Source organism: Mucilaginibacter pedocola (assembly GCF_002013915.1).
Taxonomy (GTDB): Bacteria; Bacteroidota; Bacteroidia; order Sphingobacteriales; family Sphingobacteriaceae; genus Mucilaginibacter; species Mucilaginibacter pedocola.
In genome coordinates this window covers 31,855-58,258 of sequence record NZ_MBTF01000018.1, presented here as the reverse complement: position 1 = coordinate 58,258, position 26,404 = coordinate 31,855, and the positions used below count along the sequence as shown (strand labels likewise).

Genomic DNA, 26,404 nt, shown 5'->3' with positions numbered 1-26,404 from the left:
TCAACGGTTCGAATCCGTTATTCTCCACGCTTTTCAGTAGGCAGTATACAGTTAACAGTAAGCAGTTTTATGCTGCACACTGCGAACCGGGAACTGCAAACTGAAGAAACGTTCTTTGACATATTGGAAGAAGTAAAATTGAAGAGAAAACAACAGTAGAGGGCTGTTGCAGGCTCAGATTGTTAGCAATGACATGAAGACGGCAACACGAATCAAAAAGCATACAGTGCTGAGCAAAAGCAGCACAAGTATAGAAGAAAGTAAATAAGGGTACACGGGGGATGCCTTGGCTCTCAGAGGCGATGAAGGACGTGATAAGCTGCGATAAGCCCCGGGGATTAGCAAATATGATTTAATCCGGGGATTTCCGAATGGGGCAACCTAACTATTTGAAGAATAGTTGCAATAGCGCAAACCTGCTGAACTGAAACATCTAAGTAAGCAGAGGAAGAGAAAATAATAATGATTTCCAGAGTAGTGGCGAGCGAAATGGAAGAAGCCCAAACCATATATGTTACGGCATATATGGGGTTGTAGGGCCACAACATGACTACTAAAATGAACCGGAACGGGGTGGGAAACCCGGCCATAGAGCATGAGAGCTGCGTACGGGTAAGTAATAGTAAGATAGTGGTACCCTGAGTACCGCGAGGTCGGAGACGCCTTGTGGGAATCTGCCGGCACCATCCGGTAAGGCTAAATACTCCTGAGAGACCGATAGTGGACCAGTACCGTGAGGGAAAGGTGAAAAGAACCCCGAACAGGGGAGTGAAATAGAACCTGAAACCGTGTACTTACAAGCGGTCGGAGCACTGTAAAGTGTGACGGCGTGCCTTTTGCATAATGAGCCTACGAGTTACTCTTCTCTGGCAAGGTTAAGTGCTTCAGGCACGGATCCGAAGCGAAAGCGAGTCTGAATAGGGCGTATAGTCAGAGGAGGTAGACGCGAAACCTTGTGATCTACCCATGGGCAGGTTGAAGGTGCCGTAACAGGTACTGGAGGACCGAACCGATAAACGTTGAAAAGTTTCCGGATGACTTGTGGGTAGGGGTGAAAGGCTAATCAAACTGGGAAATAGCTCGTACTCCCCGAAATGTTTTTAGGAACAGCGTGATGGTAAAGTTATATAGAGGTAGAGCTACTGATTGGGTGCGGGGGAGTCAAATCCTACCAAATCCAGACAAACTCCGAATGCTATATAATATACATTGCAGTGAGGCTATGGGTGCTAAGGTCCATGGCCGAGAGGGAAAGAACCCAGACCATCAGCTAAGGTCCCCAAATTAACGCTAAGTTGAACTAACGAGGTCCGGCTGCACAGACAGCTAGGATGTTGGCTTGGAAGCAGCCATTCATTTAAAGAGTGCGTAACAGCTCACTAGTCGAGCGGCCGGGCATGGATAATAAACGGGCATTAAGCGTTATACCGAAGCTATGGATTACAATTAATTGTACTGGTAGGGGAGCATTCTAATTGCCGGAGAAGCAGGAAGGACAACTGACTGTGGAGGAATTAGAAAAGCAAATGTAGGCATAAGTAACGATAAGGCGGGAGAGAAACCCGCCCACCGAAAGACTAAGGTTTCCTGATCAACGCTAATCGGATCAGGGTTAGTCGGGGCCTAAGGTGAAGCCGAAGGGCGTAGCCGATGGACAACTGGTTAATATTCCAGTACTTTTTATAATTGCGACGCAGTGACGGAGTAGTGAAACTGGCGCGTGCTGACGGAATAGCACGTTAAAGGCTGTAGGTATAGGTTTGGTAGTTAAGTACGCCAGATTTGCTGAACGCTGATAGTACACCGAGCCTTCGGGTAAGGTGATAGCCCAGGTAACCAGGCTTCCAAGAAAACCTGCTAAGCTTCAGATTATAAAAACCCGTACCGTAAACCGACACAGGTAGTCGAGGAGAGGATCCTAAGGTGCTCGAGTGAATCATGGCTAAGGAACTCGGCAAAATGGCCCTGTAACTTCGGGAGAAGGGGCGCTGGTAGCAATATCAGCCGCAGTGAAAAGGCCCAGGCGACTGTTTAACAAAAACACATGGCTATGCAAAATCGAAAGATGACGTATATGGCCTGACACCTGCCCGGTGCCGGAAGGTTAAGAGGGGATGTTAGTCGCAAGGCGAAGCATTGAATCGAAGCCCCGGTAAACGGCGGCCGTAACTATAACGGTCCTAAGGTAGCGAAATTCCTTGTCGGGTAAGTTCCGACCTGCACGAATGGTGTAACGATCTGGGCGCTGTCTCAGCCATGAGCTCGGTGAAATTGTGGTATCGGTGAAGACGCCGGTTACCCGCAACGGGACGGAAAGACCCCATGCACCTTCACTACAACTTAACATTGATATCGGATACAGGATGTGTAGGATAGGTGGGAGGCTGTGATCTGGATTCGCTAGGATTCAGTTAGCCAACGTTGAAATACCACCCTTTCTGTATTTGGTGTCTAACTCTGCAAAGCGGAGGACATTGTTTGGCGGGTAGTTTGACTGGGGTGGTCGCCTCCAAAAAGGTAACGGAGGCTTTCAAAGGTAAGCTCAGTACGCTTGGTAACCGTACGCGGAGTGCAATAGCATAAGCTTGCTTGACAGTGAGGCAGACAAGCCGAGCTGGGTCGAAAGACGGATATAGTGATCCGGTGGTTCTGCATGGAAGGGCCATCGCTCAAAGGATAAAAGGTACGCTGGGGATAACAGGCTGATCTCCCCCAAGAGCTCATATCGACGGGGAGGTTTGGCACCTCGATGTCGGCTCGTCACATCCTGGGGCTGGAGAAGGTCCCAAGGGTTGAGCTGTTCGCTCATTAAAGTGGCACGCGAGCTGGGTTCAGAACGTCGCGAGACAGTTCGGTCCCTATCTGTTGTGGGCGTTGGAAGTTTGAGTGGGGCTGACCTTAGTACGAGAGGACCGGGTTGGACTAACCTCTGGTGAATCTGTTATGCCGCCAGGTGTACTGCAGAGTAGCTACGTTGGGAATAGATAAGCGCTGAAAGCATCTAAGTGCGAAACTAGCCACAAGATGAGACTTCCATTGAGGATCGTAGCAGACTACTACGTTGATAGGTTACAGGTCTAAAGATGGCGACATCAAAGCCGAGTAATACTAATAATCCGAAGCTTTCTCATAGCAGGTAAATAGGGTGGCGGCTCTGCCGCTGCCCGAACACAAAGCTGTTGTTTTCTCTCGAAATTACTTCTTTCAATAATATGTCAAGTTATAGTGAATGGAGAATACTTGATTGAGTGGGTAGTTATTGAACTCTACAACCACTCACCGCTTAACCCCTCACTACTAACTAAAAATATTCAGGTGCCTATATCGGCGGTGTCCACCTCTTCCCATTCCGAACAGAGAAGTTAAGCCCGCCAGAGCCGATGGTACTGCAGTAAAATGTGGGAGAGTAGGTCGGTGCCAACCTTTAAACAAGCCTTATGTAGAAATACATGAGGCTTTGTTGTTTTATACCCTTTTTTCATTCCTCACCGCTACCGCAAGCGTCCCCAGCTTGTGGGCAGTATGCAAGGTAGATAAGCAAGCATTACCGCTAAACATTCCATTCTTGTCCGTCTTTCATGGCTGTGGGCATATCTGACATTCGCACGTCTGTATCATCTCAATTTTGTTTATCTTTAACATATGAACCTCATCACAGATAAGCAAACCTTTCTCTTTGTAAAAGAACCCGATAACAAGTGGTATATCGACTTGCCCGATTATCCAGGACCGCACGCCGATTTGGAAATGGTAGAGGGTGCCGACACTATGCTGGAGTATGTGGGTAAAGGCAGCCCCGAGGTCAAGCTGACACTTTCGGAAACTCCGTTCGACGGAGCAAGTCAATTAACTCTTAAACATTCTTATTCGGAAGAAACCGGCGGGGGCGGTATTTATCTTTTAGCCGACTATGGAGGCGTACAGCTGGATCAGGAGATGTGGCTTTGCGACGTAACAGCCTGGTTGTTTGGCAAACTCCCGGCAGTTATTTTCTTCAAGCACGTAAGTTGATTCTTCGTTAGTATCAATTCCTATCTGTCGCCTAAGCGGTTAAATCCAAATAAATCAGAACCAAACACAAAATGGCGTGTTAGTTATAAAAACAACGTCATGAAAAATCCATTCAAAAAGCAAGATAACAGTAACAAACTTATTGCCGGTTTAGCACTTGGCGCAGTTTTCGCCGGTGTTATTACCTATCTGTACATCAAAAAGAAAGCTGTAATAGACGCTGAAGCTGCTGAGCTTAAAGAACACGCACAGGATTACCTTAAAGCAAAAGCCAAAAGAATTAAGAAGTTGAAAAGCGACGTAAGCGAACTGGCTGATTCTATTAAAGGTTAATAGCCTTCAAAAATCGTGTTGTATCGGCCTGTTTTCGCACTTGTCCAATTCTATTAATTGGAAAGGCTAAGCTGTTGGCTACACTTCGCAGCTCTATCGGTGAAATCAATCTTCATCGGTGTAATCATAAAAAATACTATCTTAACGGCAATTACAAACCTCACAAATTACCGTTATGAAAATTGCTATGCTGGGTACGGGCTTCATTGCGCGTTTCTATGCCGATTCGTTAGTGGCGCACCGCCGCTCCGACATTTTATATTCCGTTTACGGGCGTAGTGCCGATAAGGCAAAACAATTCGCTGCTGATTACAAATTATCGCATTACAGCACAAGTATGAAAGACGTGATCAACCACCCCGAAGTGGATGTGGTGGTTATTTCTCTTCCCAACGATTTGCACCTCGATGCTGTTAAAGCTTGCGCTGCTGCCGGTAAACACGTACTGTGTACTAAACCCCTTGGACGTACTGCTGCCGAGGCCAAACAAATGCTGGACGCTGTTGAAGCTGCCGGTATAATGGGCGGCTACCTGGAGGATCTTTGTTATAACCCCAAATTCCTGAAATCATTAGCCAGTGTTAAGGCTGGTGCCTTGGGACGTATCTTGTGGGCTAAAAGCCGTGAGGCTCACCCTGGCCCGCACAGTAATTGGTTTTGGAACAAAGAGCAAAGTGGTGGCGGCGCTATTGTTGACCTGGGCTGCCATTGCATAGAGATCGCCCGTAATTTTATTGGTAAAGATATTCGCCCGGTAGAAGTAATGTGTTGGGCGGCTACGCAGGTTCACCCTATTGATGCGGAGGATAATGCCATTGGTATGGTGAAGTATGCTAACGGCGCCATCGGGCAGTTTGAGGTGAGCTGGTGTTTCCGCGGTGGTATGGATTTGCGCGACGAAGTAATGGGCACCGAGGGCACCATCTGGCTAAACAATTTCCTGCGTACTGGTTTCGACATGTTCAGCACCGGTAAAGGCGGTGGTTATGTGGCCGAGAAAGCAGAGAGCAGTAGCGGTTGGCTATTCCCGGTCGGCGACGAAGTGAACGAACTGGGCTATAACCATATGTTTACCGATATGTTTGAGGCTATTGAAGCTAAACGCGAGCCTGCCGAAACATTTTATGACGGCTATGTAGTAAATGCTATTATTGATGCCGCCTACGCATCTGCCAAAAGCGGGGTTTGGGAGCCTGTAAAACTGGATGACTGGCGCGGCAGTACCGATACTAAAATAGCTTCCGAATTTGCCGTATACGACGAGCAGTATTATCTAATTAAAGAAGAGATACTGCCGCACGGAGATAAGAAGCTTATCCTGAAAGATAAAATAACTGGGGAAGTTATAGTGAGGGATCTTTAGCCCCCTAACCCCCTAAAGGGGGGACTAATAAACCATTTTGTCATTTCTTATGAGCGGAAGAGAAATCTCATTATACAGGACGGTATTGCTAAGTAGTAATACAAAACGTTCATGCGTAGTCGAACAAGATATCTCGCTTCGCTTCGATATGATATAGCTGTTTTAATATTTACAGTCAATGAATAGAAGAAACTTCCTATATAATAGCACTCTATTTTCCGCATCCGCTTTACTCCCGGCAGAATTGTTAGCTGCGTCCTCTAAATACGGCATCACACCCGGTATACAACTTTATATGCTGCGCGATGAAATGATGAAAGATACTAAAGGTACCCTGAAACAATTAGGCGCTATGGGCTACAAACAGCTGGAAAGCTATGGTAGTGATAAGGGCATCTTTTGGGGTATGAGCAATAAGGAATTTCAGAAACTTACAGCCGGTTACGGTATGCAATTGGTATCGGCACATCATAACCCTATGCCGGCAAAAGCGTTTGAAACCCTGGCAGCGCAGGCAGCAGAAATTGGGATGAAGTATTTGGTATGCCCCTGGCTTGGGCCACAAAAGTCGATAGACGTATTTAAACGCGCGGCCGATGACTTTAATTCCAAGGGCGCGATTTGTAAAAAGCACGGACTGCGTTACGCCTATCACCCTCACGATTATCCTTACAAACCCGTAAACGGGCAATTACCAATCAATGTTCTACTCGCAAATACTGATAAAGCGCTGGTGGACTTCCAAATGGATGTTTACTATACCGTAAGCGAGGGGCAAGACCCCTACGCTTATTTTAAGAACCATAAAGGCCGGTTTAAACTGATGCACCTGCGCGATGTATTGAAACAACGCCTGCCCAAAGGAAGCGAAGAAGAATCGGCCTGCGATATGGGCGAAGGCATCATCAATTTCCCTAAACTATTAACGGCAGCAAAGTCCGAAGGCGTAAAGTATTTTTTTGTGGAACAAAGCCGCTATTACCATGAAACGCCGATGCAAAGCGCAAAGAAGAATATTGTATTTTTGAAATGAGCCTAAAGCAAAAAGTCCAAAGCTTTAAGCATTTAATAGGTAAAAACTATTGCTGGCTTTTCGCTTTGGACTTTCTGCTTTGAGCTTAAGGCTCTACAACAAGTATATCTTAAAGAACTTCTTCCCGTATTCGCCCCAATCCTTCATAACGGTAGTTAGGGTGCTCAGCAAGGTTTTATAGTTTACAGGCTTGCCTTTGGTTGGCGCTTTTAGCGTTGTTTCGGCAACGGGCATATCGGTTACTTTGGTGGCAAACCAGGTAACGTTCTCGTGCGGCAGGGCAACGCCTAATATCATACCAGGCAGGCCGGTGAACGATTCGGGGCCACCCGATACCGGTATCTCATCCGAATAAAAGGCCACCACGTATATCGAATCCATCACAATAGCATTAGCACGGCGGCAGGTGTAGCCGGCAATGTCACGTGTTTCATCTGTTATTTTCCAGTTTATTCGGCGGGCGGTATCTTTTACCAGGAAGGCCTCGTCGAACACTTTTTTATTGGTAGTGCTAATATTAGTATTCAAATCGGTATAAACAGTGTTTATTTGCTGGGCAAGCGGCATATCGCTAAACCAGCTGTTGCTTGGCGGATCGTCAGACTCTATGGGTGTATAAAGTGTTTTGTTATTGCCGAAGGCCATTTGGCTTTTTAGTACTTTAAATTGCGGGTTATTCTTTTTGTACGATTCGAAGGCCGGGGTGTACCAGCTTTCGTTATCCTTATTAATAACCTTTTTTATTACTGCATACATGTTCACCCTTTTTTCGTACTCAATAGTGCCCGAGGTGGTGAAGTGCGCGTTTTGTGCCGATACTATGCTGCTGCTAAACAGGCAGGCCAGCATTATGAACAGGTACTTTTTCATGTTTCTTATATCTTAAATATCGTTTAGGTATCAATTATTTTTTTGGTGCACCGCCGCCCATGCCGCTAAAATCCCAGGTTACCGATAGCAGGAAGTAACGGCGTATGGTATTGTATTGGGTTTGCGTGATCAAATTGCTTGATGCACTGCGGCTAAAGCCCGAGTTTTGGTTCAGCAGGTCGTTCCCTCTTAGTATAAGCTTCAGGTTTTCGGCCTTGAAGAACGATTTGGTGATGCTGGCGTTAATGATGGTTTGGTTAAAATCGGTAGCGAACGATTGTGTTGCTGCCTTGTATTCGTACTGGCCATCGCTGCTTATTTGTATTTTAAATGGCAGGTATACGCTTATGTAATAATCGGCATTAAAACCACGGCCATTGTTGTTGATCTCGGGCTGTAGCGACGATTGGCCAATAGTATAATCGGGGCCGGCGTTAATATATACCTGGAATTTTTTCTCCTTGTATTTTGATAACGAAAGCTGGCCCGAATAACGGTTGGTGTGGGTGCGGTTAAGCGCCGAAGGGACAGACGGGGTGCTAACCATACTGTAGTAAACCTGGCCATTTGTAGATAGCCTTGCACCCAAGTTAAGCCCTATGGCCGTTATTTTGCGCCCCATATCAATGTTAATATTATAGTTATGTGGACGCTCGTTATTAAGGTTTATGGCCTGTATGGTGCTTTTACCTTGTTGTGTATCGGTAAATACATTGTTAACTATAGGGTTGGTAGTAAAGCTGTAATTACCGCTAAACCAGATAGATTGTTCGCTAAGCACTTTGTACATATTATACCATGCACTTACGCGGTGAGTGAATGATGGCTTCAATAACGGGTTACCCAGTACAATGTTCAGCGGGTCGGTGTTTACACGGATGGGTTGCAACTGATCCAGCGTGGGTTGCGTTTGGTTACCATAGTAATTAAAGCTGAAAGAGCCGTATGTAGAGATCTTGTACTGGTAATTAGCGCTGGGGTTCCAGTTGGTAAAGCTGCGTTTGCGCAGGCTGCCACCTATCAGGTCTTCCTGTTTAAAAGTTACATCGGCAACGTTGGTACCAAAGCGTAAGGTACTTTTACCACGCTTGTAGTTAAAGTTAAGCCCCCCACGGTTAGATACCTGGTTGAAGATGTAATGGTTGCTTAACGAATCGTTCAGGATATTATAAACACCCGGTGCCGATTGATCGTAAGAACGGCGGTCGGCGTTGCTATTGTTGAACGATAAGCCGTAGCTTACTATGGCCGAAAGGTATTTTGATAATGGCTCAGTATAAGTAGCTACCGTGTTTACCCTTGATGTTTTGGTATCATCGGTCTTCAACTGGTCTATCTTTTGGCTGGTAGTGGGCTGGCCCTGCAGGTTGTAGATCTCCAGATCTGATCGCAGGTAGCCGTTGGCATCGCTGTTATTAAAGCCGGTATTGAAATTGACAGATAAGGTGCGCCCTTTCTTTTTTAGCTTTTTAGTGTAAAAAACAGTTGCATTAAATTGCTCATTGTCTACATCATTATCAACATTACGTAGGTTCATGTTAAGCAAACTGCCATCGCCGCGGCGGCTTTCGGTATTGCTCCTGCTGTGGGTGGTACTGTTTTTAACGGTACCATCCACCGAGAATTTGATGTTTGATGTAGTATCTATCGCCAGGGTGAATGTTGCGTCCAGCTTCTGCCTGAACATATAATTGTTGCTGGTTTGGCTATTGTTGCTGTTGATGATATCTACATTACCTGCAGCATTTGCCGGCAGGTTTTGTTGCGATATGGTGTTACGTGTACCATCTATCGTTATCGAACCAATTTTGTAGTTGGTGTTCAGGGCATATTTGTCTTTATTCCATTTATTATCAAAGTGCAGGCCGCCACTGCGGGTAACCGGTATACCTTCTCCATAATATTGGCCGCCGAAAGAGTCGAGCCCGTTGTCGCCGCCACTTCCATCAAAGTAGGCCCCGCCGTCGTCGCTAAACTGCATGCCGCCGCCTGCGCCAAGTTTATTGTTATCGTCCCAACCCAACCCGGTTTTGCCTGTATTGCTGAGCGTAAAATAGGCCGACATTTTTTGCTTGCCTTTAAACTTATTGAAAAGCGATTGCCCCTCATAGTAGCCATCGTTGCCTACACCGGCGTTAAGTTTCCCAAAATAGCCGTTCTTTTTGTCTTCTTTTAGTTTAATGTTGATGGTTTTGGTTTTCTCGCCATCATCGATACCGGTAAAGGTGGCCTGGTCGCTTTTCTTATCGTAAAGCTGCACCTTATCAACCATATCACCGCGGATGTTTTTAGTAACCAGGGTAGGGTCGTCGCCGAAGAACTCTTCACCATCAACCAATACTTTTTGTACGGTTTGGCCCTGGGCGGTTATTTTACCATCCTTATCAACCTGTATGCCTGGGAGTTGTTTAAGCAGGTCCTCCACCTTAGAGTTGGGCTGAATTACAAAGGCTTTGGCGTTGTACTCGGTAGTGTCGCCTTTTATTTTAATAGCGGCTACGCTACCTTTAATAAGTACCTCTTTTAACAAGCGCGACTTAAGCGCCATATTAATGTTACCGAAAGAGCGTTCAGTATGTACCGAGTCTAAGGTGAATTTCTCCACATAGTCGGCATAATCTGGATAGGTTACCAACAGTATAAATTGGCCCTTCCCCAGGTTGCCGAGGTTGAAGCTGCCATTGGTAGTAGCGCGCATAAATTTGCGCAGGGTAGAGTCTTTTGCGTTTAATATACTTACTGATGCATTGTGCAAACCGGCGTTAGCCACCGAATCGCGCACGCTGCCTTTAACCAAGTAGGTTTTTTGAGCAGTTGCAGTAAGCGTTAAAAAACATAGAAGAATGAGTGTGGTAAAGGTGTGTTTCATTATTAGGCGTTAGGAGGCTGCAAGGTATAACTAAATACTTAGTAGAAGCGTTAAATAGTGTTAAAAATTGCTTTACAATTGTTAAATCACAATAATGTTACTGAATGAAAAATAGATGAAAATGTGCCCCGGCACTTTCACAAGACGCATAAAACAAAAAGCCGTTACAATAAATGTTGTAACGGCTTTGTTATCTGCAAGATAAATTTTTTAGTAGTTAAAAGGGCTTTGCCAATCGGCAAAAGAGGGGAGTATTTGGTCTTTGGCAGATACCACAGCCTCGGTTTCGGCAATGCCCCAGCCAATGGCCAGTTCGGGGCAATTCCAAAGCACGCCTGTTTCTGAGGCCTTATCGTAGTAGTTGGTTACTTTATAACTGAAGATGGTATCGTCTTCGAGCGTTACAAAGCCATGAAGGCAGCCCGCAGGTACCCAAAGCTGTAAATTGTTGGCGGCGGTAAGTTCAACAGCTACGTGTTTGCCGTAAGTAGGCGAGCCAACGCGGGCATCAACGGCCACATCCATTACACTGCCTTGTAATACACGTACTAATTTACCCTGCGCAAATGGGTTTGCCTGTGCGTGCAGCCCGCGTACGGTACCTTTTTGCGATTTAGATTGGTTATCCTGCACAAAATCGGCATCAATACCAACTTCGGCGAGTGTGCGTTTGCTGTAGCTTTCAAAGAAATAGCCGCGGTCGTCGGTAAATACGCGCGGTTCTAATATCAATACGCCGGGTATGAGGGTTTCGGTAACGGTCATGGCTGTTTAGTCTACGGTTTTCATTACGGTTGTAAAAAGCACAAACCTTTCGGCAAAGCGCTCCTGGTGTATATCCTGAAACTTGAACAGGTGCAGGCGGTAATATTCCTGAAACTGCTCCAGCGTATCGGCCATAAACTGCACGCAGTAGGTAATGCCTTCGTTTGGCGAATCCATAATGGTGAGTATCTGGTGCGAGCTAAAGCAACCCGTACCCATAATAGCAGGTACTTGTACTTCTTTTATCCAGCTAAGCCATTCCTGCTCAACGGTGTCTTCCAGTATAAAGGTTTCGTTGTAAACTATCATGGTGACAAAAGTAAACATGATTTCACCGATTTGGGGATGATTCCACTGATTTTTTAACAGGATTAAGGGATTGGCAGGATTATTCAGGATTATTTTTTGGATTACACCGATTGGGGAATGATTTCACCGATAACGCCCATTTTAACAGGATTACAGGATGGAGGGATTAAACAGGATTTATTTTGGGGGATTTTACCGATGTAGAGAAGATTTCACCGATTTATTTTGATTGGAATGAAACAACAAACTCAATTCAAAATTCCTACCAATGACCCAATGACCCAATGACCCAATGACCCAATGACCCAATGACCCAATGACCCAATGACCCAATGACCTAACTCGCGTCATTCTTATCGCCCCGTAGTATCCTGAAGCGTTTGCGGGCATCGTTTAGCCAGAGGCTGCCGGGGTAGTCGGTAATAATTTTTTGGTAGTAGGTTTTGGCTTGCTCGGGGTTGGCGAGTTGATTTTCGTAAATATCGGCTAACATAAACACGGCATCATCCGCCCACAGGTTGTCTGGGTGATTGTCTGCAATTTGTTTTAGCAGGGCTACTGCGCCGTTATAGTTTTTTTGTTGTATGAGTATTTTGGTTTTAGCCATCAGTACATCCGCAGCTAACATATTGCCGGGGTATTTGGTGTTCAGGCTGTCGAGGGTTTGTATGGCCTTGTCGGTCTGCTCGGCAAATATTAGTAAGTCGGCGCGGGCATACATTTTAAGGGCGCTGCCGGCACTATCTGCAGCAAGGTTATCGGTTATCAACAGCGATAAATTCAGGGCATCGTTAGCTATCAGTTGGGTGGTAGCAGCTTTTAGTACGTTTAACTGCCTGCGGGCAAGGTTAAAATCGCCTGTGTAGTAAGCCAGTTTAGCGTTACGCAAAAAAGCTTCCTGGGCAATATTGGTGTTGGGGTTGCCCAGTTCTACCTGGCTGTAGGTTAGGGTAGCATCCCAGGGCTGGTTGTTCAGCAGGTAAATATCGCCAAGGTCCATTTTACAATTGGCCAGCAGGCTGGGGCGTACATCGGTAATGGCAACGGCGCTTTCCAGCAGGGTTTGGGCATCTTTTAACTTATGCAGTTTAAATGCCTGCAAATTGGCCAGTTTTTGCATAGCAAACACCGTGCTGCGGTTGCGGCCAAACTCGGTAAGCAGGTTAAGATAATCCTGCTCAAGCCCTACCAAATCGGCCTGGGTGTACTTGCCCGATGTTACCTTTTGGTTTTTGGTGTTAATGAGTTCTATCTTGGCCGATACATAGTTAGGGTTATCTTTCCCTTTACCAATAACATATTCGTACCCGCGGATGGCCTCATCATAGGCCTCATTAGCAGTAAGTGTAGCGCAAAGCTCAAAAATGCTGCTGCCATCATCGTTTTGGCGGCGGCTAAGCGCCAGCGACTGGTTAAGCGCCTGCCCAAACTCTTTCTGCTGCATAAACTGCCAGGTAAGTAAGTTTACATAGATAATCTGTTGCGGGTCTTTCTGTATGCGTTTCAGTAAGGCGAACTTCAGTACATCATAATCTGCTGGGCCTTCGTAAACGGATGCCAGCATACTTTGCGCCTGCGACAGGAACGACGGGTTGGCCGGCAAAAAGTTCAGGTATTCTTCGGTAAGCCCGTTCTTATCGCGTTTGTAGCGGTACAGGTTTATCAGCTCGAAAGAAAACAATGCATCATTATGCAGCAGCTTGCGCCCCTGCTGAAATATCTTTACAGCATACTCCACATTGGCGTTTTTATAAAACTGCGATGCTATGGTCGAAATTTCGTTTTGATCGGCAGGCAGGTGGTTTATCAGGTCGGTATACACCTGGTCGGCTTTGTCGGTATTGCCTTGTTGGGTGTAGATGGTGCCGAGGGCAATGGTGTAATCGAAACTGCCCGGGTGTTTGCGCGCCAGTTTTTTTGTGATGCTTTCTGCATCGTCAAATTTTTTGGCGCTAAGCAGGGCGCTCAGGTATTGCTGGTAGTAGCCTTCGTTATCTTGCCGGTATAGTTTCTGGTAAATATCCAGCGCTTTTTGCATATCGCCGTTCTGTGCGTACTGCCTCGCCAGCTGCAAATCGTTATTTTGCGCAAAAGCCCCTGTGCAACAAGCCAAAAAGAATATAAGAGTGATGAAAAAACGCTGCATTCTTTTTATATATTTATACGCCTCCATGAATTGTATATAACGTTGTTACAGGGTAAAATTGTAGTGACATTTACTTTTGCCTGTTTTTAATTAAGTACTTTGACCCTGATTGTAAATATTAGACCGTAATTCATGCCCGGCCGTTTCAGATTTGTATTTCTCGCTCTTATTGCCCTGCTCTGTGCCTGTAAACCTAACGAGGCCAAGCGCATTCCTGTAAGCGATTTTTTTAAAACGCCCGAGAAAACATTCTTTAAAATTTCTCCCGACGGCAAATTTGTATCGTACCTTAAGCCTTATAAAGATAAGCAAAATATCTACATCAAATCGTTAGCTACCGGTGCCGAGCAAATGGCCACCTCATACACCGATTACTCGGTAAAAGATTACTCGTGGACCTATAACAACCAAATACTGTTTACCCAGGATATTATTGCCAGCGACGAGTACCGCGTATTTACGCTTGATGTTGCTACACTGAAAGTTAAGAACCTGTTGAATTTAGAAAAGGTGCGCCTGCGTATACTTAACCGTAACCGCATGCTGCCCGATGTTTTCACCGTAAGCCTTAACAAACGCGACCCCGGGATATTTGATGTTTATCGCCTTAACGTTAATACCGGCGACCTGAAGCTATACATTCAAAACCCGGGCAATATTACCCGTTGGTACTCCGACCCTAATGGCGATATCCGCCTGGCTAAAGCATCTGACGGTGTTGACGAAACCATTTTATACCGCCCTAACGAGCATACTGCTTTTAAGCCCATAATTGTAAATAACTTTAACGATAGGGTAGAGCCGGTGGCTTTTACCGGCGAGAAGAATTATTTCTACGCGCTATCAAACGTCGATCGTGATAAAACTGCTGTGGTGGTAATAGATGCTGAGAGTGGCAAAGAGGTTAAGGTTGTTTATGCCAGCAGCACGGCAGATATTATGGACCTTGCCTACTCCAAGAACAAGCGCCGTATTGAGTACGCTTACTGGGACGAGGCCAAACCGCAGAAACATTTCCTGAACGATGAGGTGGAGAAAATATACGGAAGTATAGCAACCCGCCTGAAAGGCGACGAAGTAAACATTGTTGACCGCGACAGCGCCGAAACCCGTTTTATTGTAAATACCTATACCGATAAAAACCCCGGCTCGTACTATTTGTACGAAAAGGCGGGCGATAAGCTGACTAAGCTGGCCGATATATACGCCGGTATGGACTCCAACGAGTTTTGCAGCATGCAGCCCATCGCTTATAAGGCATCAGACGGGCTTACGCTTAATGGCTACCTTACCCTGCCAAATGGTAATAAAACCCAAAACCTGCCCGTAGTGGTAATGCCGCATGATAATATATGGGGTCGCGACACATGGGGGTATGATGCCGAAGTACAGTTTTTGGCCAATCGCGGTTATGCCGTTTTCCAGGTGAATTACCGCGGATCGGCGGGCTATGGCAAGGCGTTCCGCAAGGCCGGTTTTAAACAAGTGGGCGGGCGCATACAACAGGATATTACCGATGGTACCAAATGGCTGATTGATAATAAAATTGCCAACCCTAAAAAGATAGCCATTTTTGGTGGTGGTTTCGGTGGTTTTTCGGCACTGCATGGCGTATCGTTCCAAAAGGGGATGTATAATTGCGCTATTGTGAAATATGGGTTGATCAACTTTTTTACCTACCTGAAGGATGCACCACCGTTTTTTAAGCCGTTCCAAAAAATGACCTATGAAATGATTGGCGACCCCGAAAAGGATGCTGAGCAATTGCGCGCTATTTCGCCGGTTTTCCATACCGATAAAATTAAAAGCCCGTTATTGATATTCCAGGGGGCGAAAGACCCTCGTGCCAACATCAGTGAATTGAATCAGTTTGTGCGTGAGTTGAAGAAACGCAATGTGCCGGTAATATACCACCTGAAAGAGAACGAGCGAGCATTTTTCCGCAGTGAACATAACCGTATGGAGATGTATGCCGAGATAGAGCAATTTCTGGATGCTAATATGCAGGGTAAACAGTAGCCGCTAAATGAAGGCGCCCAACAATTTATACCGCACCAACTTTACACTGATAACCGCCTTTTTAGTGCTGATAACGGTAACGCTTGTTATTGCCGTTTTTGTATCGTACAAGCTTACCTCGCGCTATGTAGAGAACGAGTTTGCCAACAGGAAAACAGAGGTGCTGGAACAAACTATAAAGCCCTATTACGATTTCTTCCAGATAAAAATCCCCGAAATAACCTCGTACCAGGGCTTTTTAGATTCGGCCTCGGCGGCTAATTACTCCGACACCGTTTTTAAATCGTACCCCTTTGTGCGTAAGGTGCTGTTTTACGATATACAAATTGCCAACCCCACAGCTGCGCAGCCCGATGGCGTAGGCATCAAATCCATTTATCGTTTTAAGCCCAAGAAAACAGGTATAGTAGGCATAAAGGACATGAGCAGCGTTAACGACGACGACTTTAAGCAAATGGCCATAAAGCTAAGTGCGTTTATCCGTTATGCCGATACCTCGCGTGTGCCTACGCAGGATGAGGTGTTCCGTACCTTTTACAACGTTACGCCCGATAAGATAAGTTACATCAACATTCCCCGTCGCGAGGACATACGCATATACCGCTCGCTTATACGCAGTAAACGCAGCGATGGCGTAGGTAAGCAAAATATGCTTACCTTCTCGCTCGATCCGCATTACCTTAAGGTACTGAATACCCACAAAGAACTTTACGAGGAAGTTACCATACAACCTGTGGTGTACGACCCTTTGGATGTGGCCAAAGAGAAGGTAATAACGGAGGCGGCGCTGCCGGGCGCTTTCTCTAACTTTAAATTGTATTTTAGTTCGGAACGTGCGCACCTGAACCGTGAGATAGACCGCCGGTATTTGCCAATCGGCGCTATATTGATGCTGATCTACTTCTTCCTGGTGCTGATCAGTTACCTCATCTACCGTAACCTCAATATCAACCTGAAGGTGTTTAAGCTGCAGTACGATTTTATAAACAACTTCACCCACGAGTTTAAAACGCCGGTAAGCGTTATAAAAATTGCAGGCTCTAACCTTAAAGGAGATGCCGAACTGAGCGAACGCCAGCGCAAGCATTACGGGAAGATATTGGATGAGGAAGCTGATAAGCTGAACGAGCTGATGAACAAACTGCTATCGTTTACGCAGTTAGAGAACCGCTCCATCATAGTAAAAAGCGAAGAGATAAACCTGCCCGAATTTGTGCAGGGCTACATCAATACTTTCAAAATAAAATATCCTGATTTTAAATTGGAAGCCACTGTAGGTGTAGATAAATTTAACAGCGACCCGGTGCTGATGGGGAGCGTTTTTCAGAATTTGATGGAGAATGCCTACAAATATTCGCACCCCGGTAAAAAGGAATTAGCTATAACAATAAAACAGGATAAGCGTAATATTGTATTCTCTTTTGCTGATAAAGGAATTGGCATGGCCAAAAACGAGCAGGGAGACGTGTTTAAGAAGTTTTACCGGATACAGAACCAATACAACCAAAACGGGAGTGTAGGTTTGGGTTTGGCATTTTGCAAAGAGTTGGTAAATTACATGGGCGGTACTATATTGTTGAACAGCAGGATAAACGAAGGTTCGACGTTTATAATTACCTTGCCAATGGAAAATTAGAGACGAAAACTGACATAGTTTACAAATGAACAAGGAAATTAAAATAGCGCTGATAGAAGACGACGAAAACCTGAGGTTTTTAGTCGCCGAGCGCCTGCAAACCGAAGGTTACAAAGTTTTAGAATCGGGCAACGGTATTGAGGCCGAAAGCATGATATTGCTGGAGCAGCCGGATATTGTTTTGCTTGACTGGATGCTGCCGGGCAAGCAAGGCTCGGACGTATGTGCCGCCCTGCGCGAAAAAGGCTTTGATAAGTTGGTTATTATGATGACCGCTAAGGCACAGGATATCGACAAGATAGATGCCTATAACTTCGGCGTGTCCGACTATATCACTAAGCCTTTCAATATGGATGTGCTGGTGGCCATGATAGACAGCAAGATAAAATTCTCGTTGAACAGCGGCGAAAAAACCGAATCGCACAAGTTTGGCGGTATGGAGCATTTGCCCAACACCCACCTGCTTATTCGCGATGGCCGTAAAACCGAGCTAACCATTTTGGAGAACCGTATACTGTTGTACTTCCTTAAAAACAAAAACAAGGTAATAAACCGCGAAGAACTGATGATGGAAGTATGGGGCTACAATGCCGATGTAAATACCCGCACGCTGGATATGCACATCGTTCGCCTGCGTAAAAAAATAGAGAACAACCCCGATTCGCCTACTTACCTGCAAACCGTGAGGGGGATAGGGTATAAGTTTGTGTATTAATTTAGTTTGTCATTGCGAGCGATAGCGCGGCAATCTCGTCGCTAAGCATTACCGCTGCGCTTACTATGTGATTGCCGCGTCGCTCTTGCGCGCATATCCTCCACGCTGCTCCTCGCAATGACAAAACTTTATAGAACCTTATTTCCTATACACCCTTGCCCCGATAAAACTTCCGTAAAAAGCCTTCTTCTTCAATAACCAATAGCCGTTAGAGGCGAAATGGCTGCCAATCTCCGGCAACCGCCACGATTCTACCCCGCACAATACTTTAAAGAAGAGCAGCATACTTTTCAGCATGGCATATTGCCACCATTTGCCTAATAACTGAAAATCGATATTAAGCCACAACCCGCTGGCTTTCAGCATTTGGTGAATATGGTTAAATGTTGGCCCAAGTGCTTTTTCGGTATAATTATCGAACAGGAAGGGCGTGATAACCACATCGAACCCCTCATCGGTAAATTCCTCAACTGCTTTATTTATAAAGGTTACCTTGTTGCCACCGGCATTCCTTTTTTGGGATAAGGCCATCATCTTGGCAGATATCTCTACATAAACAATTTCGAGCCCGCTTGGGTGAACTTTGGCGATCTCCTCCAGTATCCAGCCGGTTCCGCCGCCGATGATCAGCACTTTCGAATTGGGCGGTATGTCCGGCAGGTAATGCCGCTGTGCATTTACCAGTGCATTGCCAAATACCAGGCGAGACAAGCCATCATAAAAAGATGCAGAATTATCGTAATTGCTTGCCATTAATTTAGTTGTTCCCGGGCTTAATTAGCCAGTTTGTTTTTAACCGCAAAGGGCGCAAAGTGTTCGCAAAGAGGGCAAAGCCTTGCAAATTGATTAATAAGTTATGTTCAGTGCTAACCTTCGGTTTGGTGCCTTCGCGTGAAAGAATCTTTGTGCTCTTTGCGTTGATGAATATGCAAATCTTTGCGCACTTTGCGGTTAAATAGCCAGCTTTTAATATTGCGCCACTAAATTAAACACCACCAAAACCACATACTGCAATACCAGCACTCCATCAAGGTAAAAGAAATAGTAATACTCATTCTTCTCCCATTTAGAGCGGAAGATGAGCCAACCCATAAGTATTGCGGTAGTAGTTAACGCGAAGAAATCTACACTAAAACCATTGTTGCGGAACAAGAAGAGTAGCACTACATAACCGGCAAGTAAAAACTGGCAAAACAGGTAAGCATTTCTTTCGCCCCAAGCCACGGGGATAGTTTTTAAGCCCGATTGGCGGTCGTAAAACAAGTCGCGAATATCGAACGGTACTGTTAGTGCGCCTATGAACAGCGAGCGTTTGGCTATCAAAATCATGGTATCGCGCATGCTTACATCCGCCATATGCAGGTTTTCAGCTTCCAGTATCGGTAGTAGAACACAGCTTAGCGTCCATACTAAAGTTATCAGTATGGGCTTTAAACCAGGGATATTCCGCAAACCGAATTTGTGTTCACCGATAGTGAACAGGGGGATGCTGTAGCAAAAAGATAATATAGATAAAAATACCAGCAGCATCCTTGCCTCCATAGATAGCATAAAGAACAGCGGGATAAGCGACAATAACGATACAATGGTGAAGGTAACCATGAGCCTATAATGGGCAAAAAACCAGCGCACGCGGCGGTAGGGCGATTCTTCGGGTTTTACAGGTTTGGTTATCAGTATGCTGAAATTGTAGATACCAAGCGTGGAGGTAAACAATAGCCAGGTAACAGCCGGCACCGGTTTAGAGCCAATAAGATGGAAAGTAACCATGGCCTGCGTAACAGCACACAACGACATAAAAACGTTGCTGAACAAAAGGAAATCAAACGCAGGCGCGAGCAGTTTTTTCATGGGTAACCGTTAAGGTTTGCCTGCGGTTGTTTTAGGCTTTTAAAGATGGGTCTTCCGCAGCGCGTAATGTAAAAATAGTGATCTCCGGCAATATTCCAATTCTTCCGGGGTAACCTAAAAATCCGTAGCCAACATTTACGTATATCTGTTGGTGCTTTTCGCGGTAAAGCCCGGCCCATTCGGTATAAACATATTCGATAGGGCTCCACTGAAATTCGGGTGTGCGCACACCAAACTGCATGCCGTGGGTATGCCCGCTAAACATTACATCAATCTGCGGGTATTGGGGCAATACCTGTGCCCGCCAGTGCGAAGGATCGTGCGAGAGCAGTAGTTTTACGGGCAGATCATCAGTACCTACGATGGCCTTATCCATACGCCCGTATTTAGGGAAACGGCTCATTTCGCCCCAGTTGCCAATGCCCAATATGCCTATCTCTTCGTTATCAACTTTAAGGCGGCGGTTCACATCCACCAGCAGGTCCCAACCCAGTTCTTTGTGGGATGCTACCATGTCAGCATTGTTTTTGGCTTTAGCGGCAGGTGTTGGCCAATGACCGTAGTCGCCATAATCATGGTTGCCTAAAATGGAGTATACCCCCAGCGGGGCCGTTACCTTTTTAAACACATCCATATAGTATTTCACCTCCCAGGTTTGGCCGTTTACCAAATCGCCGGTGAAGAATATTACGTCGGCTTTTTGCTTTAACAGCATATCAACCCCAGCGCTCATCTGCCATTTGCTATGGAAGCTGCCCGAGTGGATATCTGATATTTGCCCAATGCGCATACCATCAAAAGCCTTTGGCAGGTTGGGCAGGTAAAGGTCTACGTTCTGTAACTGGTAATCGTAAAGCCCCTTGCTCATGTTGTGCTTAATGCCGTAGAGTGGTATCGCACCTGCCAATATGCCCGCCTTCATCAAAAACTCCGAACGCGGGATAGATTTGAAGGTGGGTTCTTCTGCGGCAGCAGGTGGAGTAGCGGCAGAAGTATTTGTATCTTGTGTAGTGGCAACAGCTTCCGGCTTCTTGTTTTTGCGGATGAGGTATACTACAAAACGCCGTGCATCATCTATCAAAATAAACAGTACGTAGAATATTTTAAAGATGAAGCAGATGAAAAACAGGAATAGCAAGGCCCCGCGCACGCCAACGCCGCCCATTTGCACATAAATAGCAGAGAAGAGCCCGGTAATTAAAAATATGGACGACCCCCAATAAAAGCGGTTGAACCATTTTTTGTGGATGAACTTCTTTTTTTTGAACGCCGTTTGCAGCCCGCGAAGAATATAATAATCGATGGCTAACAGAACGATGATGAGCAAAATGGTAGTTACCGGGCCCTGCATTTAATTTAAGCTTGTGAACGATTAGCTATTTAGTAACGGTCGTCGTCGATGTCCAGGTCATCGTCGTCGGGCTGCAAGTTAAACAAGCTATTGAACATATCCGAAAATGCGAAGCCATTATCTAAAAATCCTTTGTTCAGCTGCGAAAATTCCGCCAAGCCGTGAAGAATAAATTCCTGTAATAACAACGATTGGTTCTCGCTCAGGCGTGGGTGGAATTTCTTCACCAGGTCTTTTAATCCCGGTACGGCATTAAGTAATTTTTTATACTCCTGCGCAGGCAGCCCATCTACTAAAGCAATGCTGTTACCATCTCCGAACCAGTTGATGATCTCGGCATAGGGGTTAGGTGCTTTGGCTTTTTTGGCTTTCTCCGGATCAGGGAAGAACTGCAGCATCATGGTTTTAATAGCTTTGCCTATCAGGATATTGGCCACCTTGCCCGGGCCTTCCAGTTCGCCCTCATAAACCAGTTCTATCTTGCCGGTTATGGCAGGGATAACGCCCAGGAAATCGGAAATGCGCACAAAGGTGTTGCTCTCGCCGTTGATGATCATGCGGCGCTCGGCATTGCTGATGAGGTTTTCGTAAGCTGATATGGTTAAACGTGCCGATACGCCCGATTTTTTATCGATATATTCTGATGCACGCGCCTCAAAAGCTATCTGCTCTATCATATCCTTCACCAGTCCGTCGGCCTCCACGTTCTTACGCTGCTCGGGCGATAGCAAGGCCTCCTGTTGTGTTATTTTGCGCGAAATTTCTACCGAGCGCGGGTAGTGCGTAAGTATCTGGCTTTCTATGCGGTCTTTCAGCGGCGTTACTATTGAGCCACGATTGGTATAATCCTCGGGGTTGGCCGTGAATACGAATTGCAGGTCGAGCGGCAAACGCAGTTTAAAACCACGGATCTGAATATCACGCTCCTGCAAAATGTTGAACAGCGATACCTGTATACGTGCCTGCAAATCCGGCAATTCGTTTATTACAAATATACCGCGGTGTGCGCGTGGTATCAGCCCGAAGTGTATAACCCGCTCGTCCGAATAGGTCAGCTTCATGGTGGCTGCCTTTATCGGGTCAACATCACCTATTAGGTCGGCAACGGTAACATCGGGCGTGGCCAGTTTTTCGGTGTAGCGTTCGCTGCGGTGCACCCAGGCAATAGCGGTATCGTCGCCATTAGCTTCGATGGTGTTATGCCCGAACCAGCTGATAGGAGCCAACGGATCGTCGAATAATTCCGAACCTGCTATATACGGCACGTATTCATCCAACAGGTTAACCAGCAGGCGTGCAATACGCGTTTTGGCCTGCCCGCGCAAACCAAGCAATAGTATGTTATGGCGCGATAGGATGGCCGTTTGCAGATCGGGGATAACGGTATCCTCAAAACCTACAATGCCTTCAAAACCGCCTTCTTTTTTTTGTAATTGTGTGATCAGGTTAGCCCGCAATTCGTCTTTAACCGAACGGCTCACATAGCCCGACTGCTTTAACTGCCCAAGTGTGGTTATATTCAGTAATTTACTCATATTTCTGTTTGTTGTTCGGAAGTCGGAAAAGTCCGAAAGTCCGGAAGAAACTTCAATTGTTGTGTTATATATCTTTCGGACTTGCCGACTGCGGACTTCCGACTTACCTAACGTTCTTCCTTCTGTTCCTGGCGTAGTCTTCAAAAATGTATTCGCCAAGGTTGTTTAACGAGCTGTAAAATGCTTTGCCGCCGTTGGTTTCGGTAAACTTACGGACGAACTGCTGCAGGTAAGGGTCTTTAGCTATCATAAACGTGGTGATAGGTATTTTAAGCCTCTTACACTGCGCGGCCATGTTCAGCGTTTTGTTCACCACCTTCCTGTCAAGCCCTATACTGTTTTTATAATACTTGGTGCCTTCCTTCAAGCAGGTAGGCTTGCCATCGGTTATCATAAAAATTTGCTTGTTGCTGGTTTTGCGGCGGCGCAACATATCTGTTGCCAACTCCAATCCGGCGTAAGTGTTGGTATGGTAAGGGCCTACTTGCAAGTACGGCAAATCCTGCAAAGTAATGGGCCAGGCATCGTTGCCAAAAACCACAATATCCAAAGTATCCTTAGGGTATTTGGTGCGGATGAGTTCGGCCAATGCCATGGCTACTTTTTTGGCGGGGGTGATGCGGTCCTCGCCGTAGAGGATCATCGAGTGTGATATATCTATCATCAGCACCGTAGAGGTGAGGGTCTTGTAATCCATTTCCTCTACTTCCAGGTCGCGCTCGGTCATCATAAAATCGTTGCCGATGCCATGGTTAACTTGTGCGTTCTGGATAGATTGCGTCATGTCTATCTGATCCAGGCTGTCGCCGAACTCAAATTCGCGGCGCTCGGCGTTCTTTTCATCGCCCTGCCCGCTTTGCGGCGAACGGTGGTTGCCCTTGCCCGATTTTTTCAGCTTGCCAAATATCTCTTCCAGTGCCGACTGGCGTATGCTTTGCTCTGTTTTTGCTGTAATGCTTACTTCGCCGCTTTGTCCGTCTTCGTTCAGGTAGCCTTTTTGCTTTAGCTCGTCAATAAAATCGCCCATGCCGTAATCGTCATTGGTGAGGTTGTATTGCTTATCAAGCTCGTTGAGCCAGGCCAAAGCTTCACCAGCATCACCTGCGGTGTAGTTAAGCAACTCCAGGAAAAGTTTTAGTAATTCTTCAAACCCGCCTTTGGGGATCTGGTTAGGTGTGAACTTCGAAAATCCGTAACCACGCATGTTGTACCCTTTCTTACCCTAAAGTAACGGATAATTTTATTCAAAAGTTTAGCGCGCAACCCAATTAAAGCCAATTGTTAGGCTGAAATGACAAAGGGGTGTTAGGGGAGCTACTCGTATGCGTATTTGTTTGTACAGACGCAGTATTTTGCGTCTCCAGTAGGACAAGCGGCTAAACCGAGGCTATGCATGCCGGATTTGCACGGGGAGGCGCAAAGTATTGCGCCTCTACGGTAAAACGGATTTGCATGCGGGAGACGCAAAGTATTGCGTCTCTACGTAAAAAAACATCCTACAAAAACTTCTCTGCAACTTCCTCCACCTTATAAACTGGGTTGGCTCCGCGCTGGCTGGCCACGTAGGCGCCTACCGCGCATGCTTTTTCCAACAAAGGCTGCATAGGTGTATCGTTCAACAAACCGGTAATAAAGGTAGCCAGGAACGAATCTCCCGCGCCAACGGTATCGGCAACCTCTACGGTAAAGCCCGGGTGTTCGTAAAACTCGTAATCGTTCCAAATGATAGCACCATGGGCGCCGCGGGTAACGCAGATAATTTTGGTGTGGAATTTTTTCTGAAACTCGGTTATCATTTGTTTAAGATCGCCGCTGCCACCGTGGATAAGCATTTCGGCTTCCTCCTCGTTCATTTTTATAACATTGGCACGTGCAGCCAGGGTTTCAATTGTGCTTATGTCGAAATGCGGCGGGCGCAGGTTTACGTCGAATACTTTTAGGGCTTCGCTATCATCGAGTACATTCAGCAAGGTGTTAAAAGTAGCTTCTTCTCGGCAGGCCAGGCTGCCGAAAACTACCGCGCCAATTTGTTTGGTGGCTGCCTGTAGTTCATCGGTGTATTGAATGTTATCCCACGATACAGGTTGGGGGATAATATAGGTAGCGGTGTTATGCTCGTCAAGTTCTACGGTTACCTCGCAGGTGGGCAGGTTCTCGTCGCGCTGCAGCAGGTCGCTATACAGGCCGTTTTCACGAAGGAAATGGGTAAGCTCAACGCCCGATGGATCGATGCCTACACTGCTGGCAAAAAGTACATCGTTACCTTGTTGCACCAGGTGGCGGGCCACATTCATGGGCGCACCGCCTGCCTTTTTACCATCGCCAAATGCATCCCATAAAACCTCGCCGAAACATAGTACCTGTTTGTTCATAAAATTGGTTGTCCTGAAACTGTAAGATAAAGGCCTAAAGCTAAAAGGTTTTTTGGATGATTTATGTTTGAAACTTAAAAATCTGCTATAAAAAAAGAAATATTGAACTATAAATAAAATCAGTAATTTAAGCCTCAATAAAATAAGCCTTATCCAAACCCGAATATGAAAAGGTTCCTCATCGTTTGTTTGCTCTTTGTTACCGGCCTGGCCGCTGCGCAAATACCCCAGCCAAAGAAAAATACCTTTGTGAACGATTACGCCAATTTGCTTACCGCAGATGATATAAAGGCGCTGAACGAAAAGTTGTACGTGATACAAAAGCAAGCCGGCGTACAGGTAGCTATAGTATTGGTTAAAAAAGTTCCATCGGAGTTTACCATTGAACGGTTTGCTACCCGCATTGGCCGCAAATGGCATGTCGGCACCAAAAAACGCGGCGTGGTTTACGTGGCCGCAATTGATGACCACCTGCAGCGACTGGCCATTGCTGAAAACCTGCAAGCCTCATTAACCGACCAAAAATGCGAGGAGATACTGGCCGAAATGAAACCTTCGTACCGTAACGAGGATTACAATGGCGGACTAACCATTTTGGTGAACAGCATACACACCGAACTGATAGGGCCAATAGCTACGCCTGCTCCGGTTGCCAAACCTGTGGTAGCACAAACTGCCGCGGCGCGAGAGAACGAGCCTAATAAAATTGGCTTTATTATTATGGGCTTTGGCGTTTTACTGACCATTTACGGAATTATAAAATACTTTGTTAACAGGGGCCGCAACCGTATGGATGGCTATTACCGCCAGGGAGGTAACTACGGTGGTGGTTACGGCTATGGTGGCGGCACTGTTATAAATAATTATAACAATAACAACGGCGGGGGTAGATGGTACCGCAGGCCTTACGGTTTCTGGGGCAGCAACCGCTATAATGGTTATAGCTCGGGAGATTATTCTTCTACAAGTGAACCCCAAAATCGTGTGTCGGCAGATAATAACCCAAGCAATTGGGGCAACTGGGGCAGCGGCGATAGTGGTGACAGTGGTTTTTCGGATAGTGGCAGCTCATCAAGCAGGAGGTCGTCGTCATCCTCATCAAGCAGCAGCCGTTCCTCGTCTTCAGATAGCAGTGGTTTTTCTGATAGGGGAGGTTCTTCGGGTGGTGGCTCGTCGTCCGGTAGCAGCTCTTCAAGTGGCGGTGCTACATCAAGCTGGTAAGCAAT

19 protein-coding genes and 2 rRNA genes are annotated in these 26,404 nt (G+C 46.1%); 10 read left to right on the top strand and 11 right to left on the bottom strand.

Annotation, left to right across the window (positions count from 1 at the left end):
* The first annotated feature begins 254 nt into the window (after positions 1-254).
* The 6 genes from BC343_RS17115 to BC343_RS17090 all read left to right on the top strand — a co-directional run bounded on the left by BC343_RS17115 (position 255) and on the right by BC343_RS17090 (position 6,740).
* A 23S ribosomal RNA gene (locus BC343_RS17115) occupies positions 255-3,131 on the top strand.
* A 180-nt stretch (positions 3,132-3,311) separates the two neighbouring features.
* Positions 3,312-3,423 (top strand): 5S ribosomal RNA (gene rrf / locus BC343_RS17110).
* A gap of 219 nt (positions 3,424-3,642) precedes the next feature.
* Positions 3,643-4,011 carry a DUF6717 family protein gene (locus BC343_RS17105; RefSeq protein ID WP_078349032.1) on the top strand — a complete coding sequence of 123 codons (369 nt, stop codon included), beginning with the start codon at positions 3,643-3,645 and terminating at the stop codon, positions 4,009-4,011.
* Positions 4,012-4,110: 99 nt separating this feature from the next.
* Positions 4,111-4,344: a hypothetical protein gene (locus tag BC343_RS17100; protein ID WP_078349031.1), complete on the top strand. Its 234-nt coding sequence runs from the start codon at positions 4,111-4,113 to the stop codon at positions 4,342-4,344.
* A 175-nt stretch (positions 4,345-4,519) separates the two neighbouring features.
* Positions 4,520-5,707 carry a Gfo/Idh/MocA family protein gene (locus BC343_RS17095; protein WP_078349030.1) on the top strand — a complete coding sequence of 396 codons (1,188 nt, stop codon included), beginning with the start codon at positions 4,520-4,522 and terminating at the stop codon, positions 5,705-5,707.
* A gap of 178 nt (positions 5,708-5,885) precedes the next feature.
* Positions 5,886-6,740: a sugar phosphate isomerase/epimerase family protein gene (locus BC343_RS17090; RefSeq protein WP_078349029.1), complete on the top strand. Its 855-nt coding sequence runs from the start codon at positions 5,886-5,888 to the stop codon at positions 6,738-6,740.
* 93 nt (positions 6,741-6,833) lie between these two features.
* Here BC343_RS17090 and BC343_RS17085 read toward each other — a convergent pair whose 3' ends face one another.
* From BC343_RS17085 to BC343_RS17065, 5 genes are all read right to left on the bottom strand, one after another.
* Positions 6,834-7,610 carry a GLPGLI family protein gene (locus BC343_RS17085; RefSeq protein WP_078349028.1) on the bottom strand — a complete coding sequence of 259 codons (777 nt, stop codon included), beginning with the start codon at positions 7,608-7,610 and terminating at the stop codon, positions 6,834-6,836.
* Positions 7,611-7,644: 34 nt separating this feature from the next.
* Positions 7,645-10,479, bottom strand: a complete 2,835-nt coding sequence (locus tag BC343_RS17080; protein ID WP_078349027.1) for an outer membrane beta-barrel family protein — start codon at positions 10,477-10,479, stop codon at positions 7,645-7,647.
* Between the two features lie 210 nt (positions 10,480-10,689).
* Positions 10,690-11,244 carry a dTDP-4-dehydrorhamnose 3,5-epimerase gene (gene rfbC / locus BC343_RS17075; protein WP_078349026.1) on the bottom strand — a complete coding sequence of 185 codons (555 nt, stop codon included), beginning with the start codon at positions 11,242-11,244 and terminating at the stop codon, positions 10,690-10,692.
* A 6-nt stretch (positions 11,245-11,250) separates the two neighbouring features.
* Positions 11,251-11,571 carry a DUF4286 family protein gene (locus BC343_RS17070; RefSeq protein ID WP_078349025.1) on the bottom strand — a complete coding sequence of 107 codons (321 nt, stop codon included), beginning with the start codon at positions 11,569-11,571 and terminating at the stop codon, positions 11,251-11,253.
* Positions 11,572-11,890: 319 nt separating this feature from the next.
* On the bottom strand, positions 11,891-13,699 hold the full coding sequence (locus tag BC343_RS17065; RefSeq protein ID WP_162276888.1) for a tetratricopeptide repeat protein: 1,809 nt from the start codon (positions 13,697-13,699) through the stop codon (positions 11,891-11,893).
* A 132-nt stretch (positions 13,700-13,831) separates the two neighbouring features.
* Here BC343_RS17065 and BC343_RS17060 point away from each other — a divergent pair, with 132 nt between their 5' ends.
* The 3 genes from BC343_RS17060 to BC343_RS17050 are packed head-to-tail and all read left to right on the top strand — an operon-like array spanning position 13,832 to position 18,069.
* Positions 13,832-15,718, top strand: a complete 1,887-nt coding sequence (locus tag BC343_RS17060) for an alpha/beta hydrolase family protein (protein ID WP_078349023.1) — start codon at positions 13,832-13,834, stop codon at positions 15,716-15,718.
* Positions 15,719-15,725: 7 nt separating this feature from the next.
* Entirely contained in the window at positions 15,726-17,354 is a 1,629-nt protein-coding gene (locus BC343_RS17055) for a sensor histidine kinase (protein ID WP_078349022.1), read from the top strand.
* Positions 17,355-17,379: 25 nt separating this feature from the next.
* Positions 17,380-18,069, top strand: a complete 690-nt coding sequence (locus BC343_RS17050; protein WP_078349021.1) for a response regulator transcription factor — start codon at positions 17,380-17,382, stop codon at positions 18,067-18,069.
* Between the two features lie 138 nt (positions 18,070-18,207).
* On the opposite strand, the gene BC343_RS17045 is transcribed toward BC343_RS17050, so the two are convergent.
* The 6 genes from BC343_RS17045 to BC343_RS17015 all read right to left on the bottom strand — a co-directional run bounded on the left by BC343_RS17045 (position 18,208) and on the right by BC343_RS17015 (position 25,178).
* Positions 18,208-18,822 carry a class I SAM-dependent methyltransferase gene (locus BC343_RS17045; RefSeq protein ID WP_078349020.1) on the bottom strand — a complete coding sequence of 205 codons (615 nt, stop codon included), beginning with the start codon at positions 18,820-18,822 and terminating at the stop codon, positions 18,208-18,210.
* Positions 18,823-19,035: 213 nt separating this feature from the next.
* Positions 19,036-19,920 carry a UbiA prenyltransferase family protein gene (locus BC343_RS17035; RefSeq protein ID WP_238381795.1) on the bottom strand — a complete coding sequence of 295 codons (885 nt, stop codon included), beginning with the start codon at positions 19,918-19,920 and terminating at the stop codon, positions 19,036-19,038.
* 31 nt (positions 19,921-19,951) lie between these two features.
* Complete coding sequence (locus tag BC343_RS17030; RefSeq protein WP_078349018.1) at positions 19,952-21,271, bottom strand: metallophosphoesterase; 1,320 nt, start codon at positions 21,269-21,271, stop codon at positions 19,952-19,954.
* Positions 21,272-21,300: 29 nt separating this feature from the next.
* On the bottom strand, positions 21,301-22,806 hold the full coding sequence (locus BC343_RS17025) for a sigma 54-interacting transcriptional regulator (RefSeq protein WP_078349017.1): 1,506 nt from the start codon (positions 22,804-22,806) through the stop codon (positions 21,301-21,303).
* A 103-nt stretch (positions 22,807-22,909) separates the two neighbouring features.
* Entirely contained in the window at positions 22,910-24,010 is a 1,101-nt protein-coding gene (locus BC343_RS17020; RefSeq protein WP_078349016.1) for a vWA domain-containing protein, read from the bottom strand.
* Positions 24,011-24,302: 292 nt separating this feature from the next.
* Positions 24,303-25,178 (bottom strand): carbohydrate kinase family protein, encoded by an 876-nt coding sequence (locus tag BC343_RS17015; protein ID WP_078349015.1) that lies wholly within the window; start codon positions 25,176-25,178, stop codon positions 24,303-24,305.
* A 165-nt stretch (positions 25,179-25,343) separates the two neighbouring features.
* Here BC343_RS17015 and BC343_RS17010 point away from each other — a divergent pair, with 165 nt between their 5' ends.
* The gene (locus BC343_RS17010; protein ID WP_078349014.1) at positions 25,344-26,399 is read left to right on the top strand and encodes a TPM domain-containing protein; all 1,056 of its coding nucleotides are present in this window, start codon (positions 25,344-25,346) and stop codon (positions 26,397-26,399) included.
* Positions 26,400-26,404: the final 5 nt, after the last annotated feature.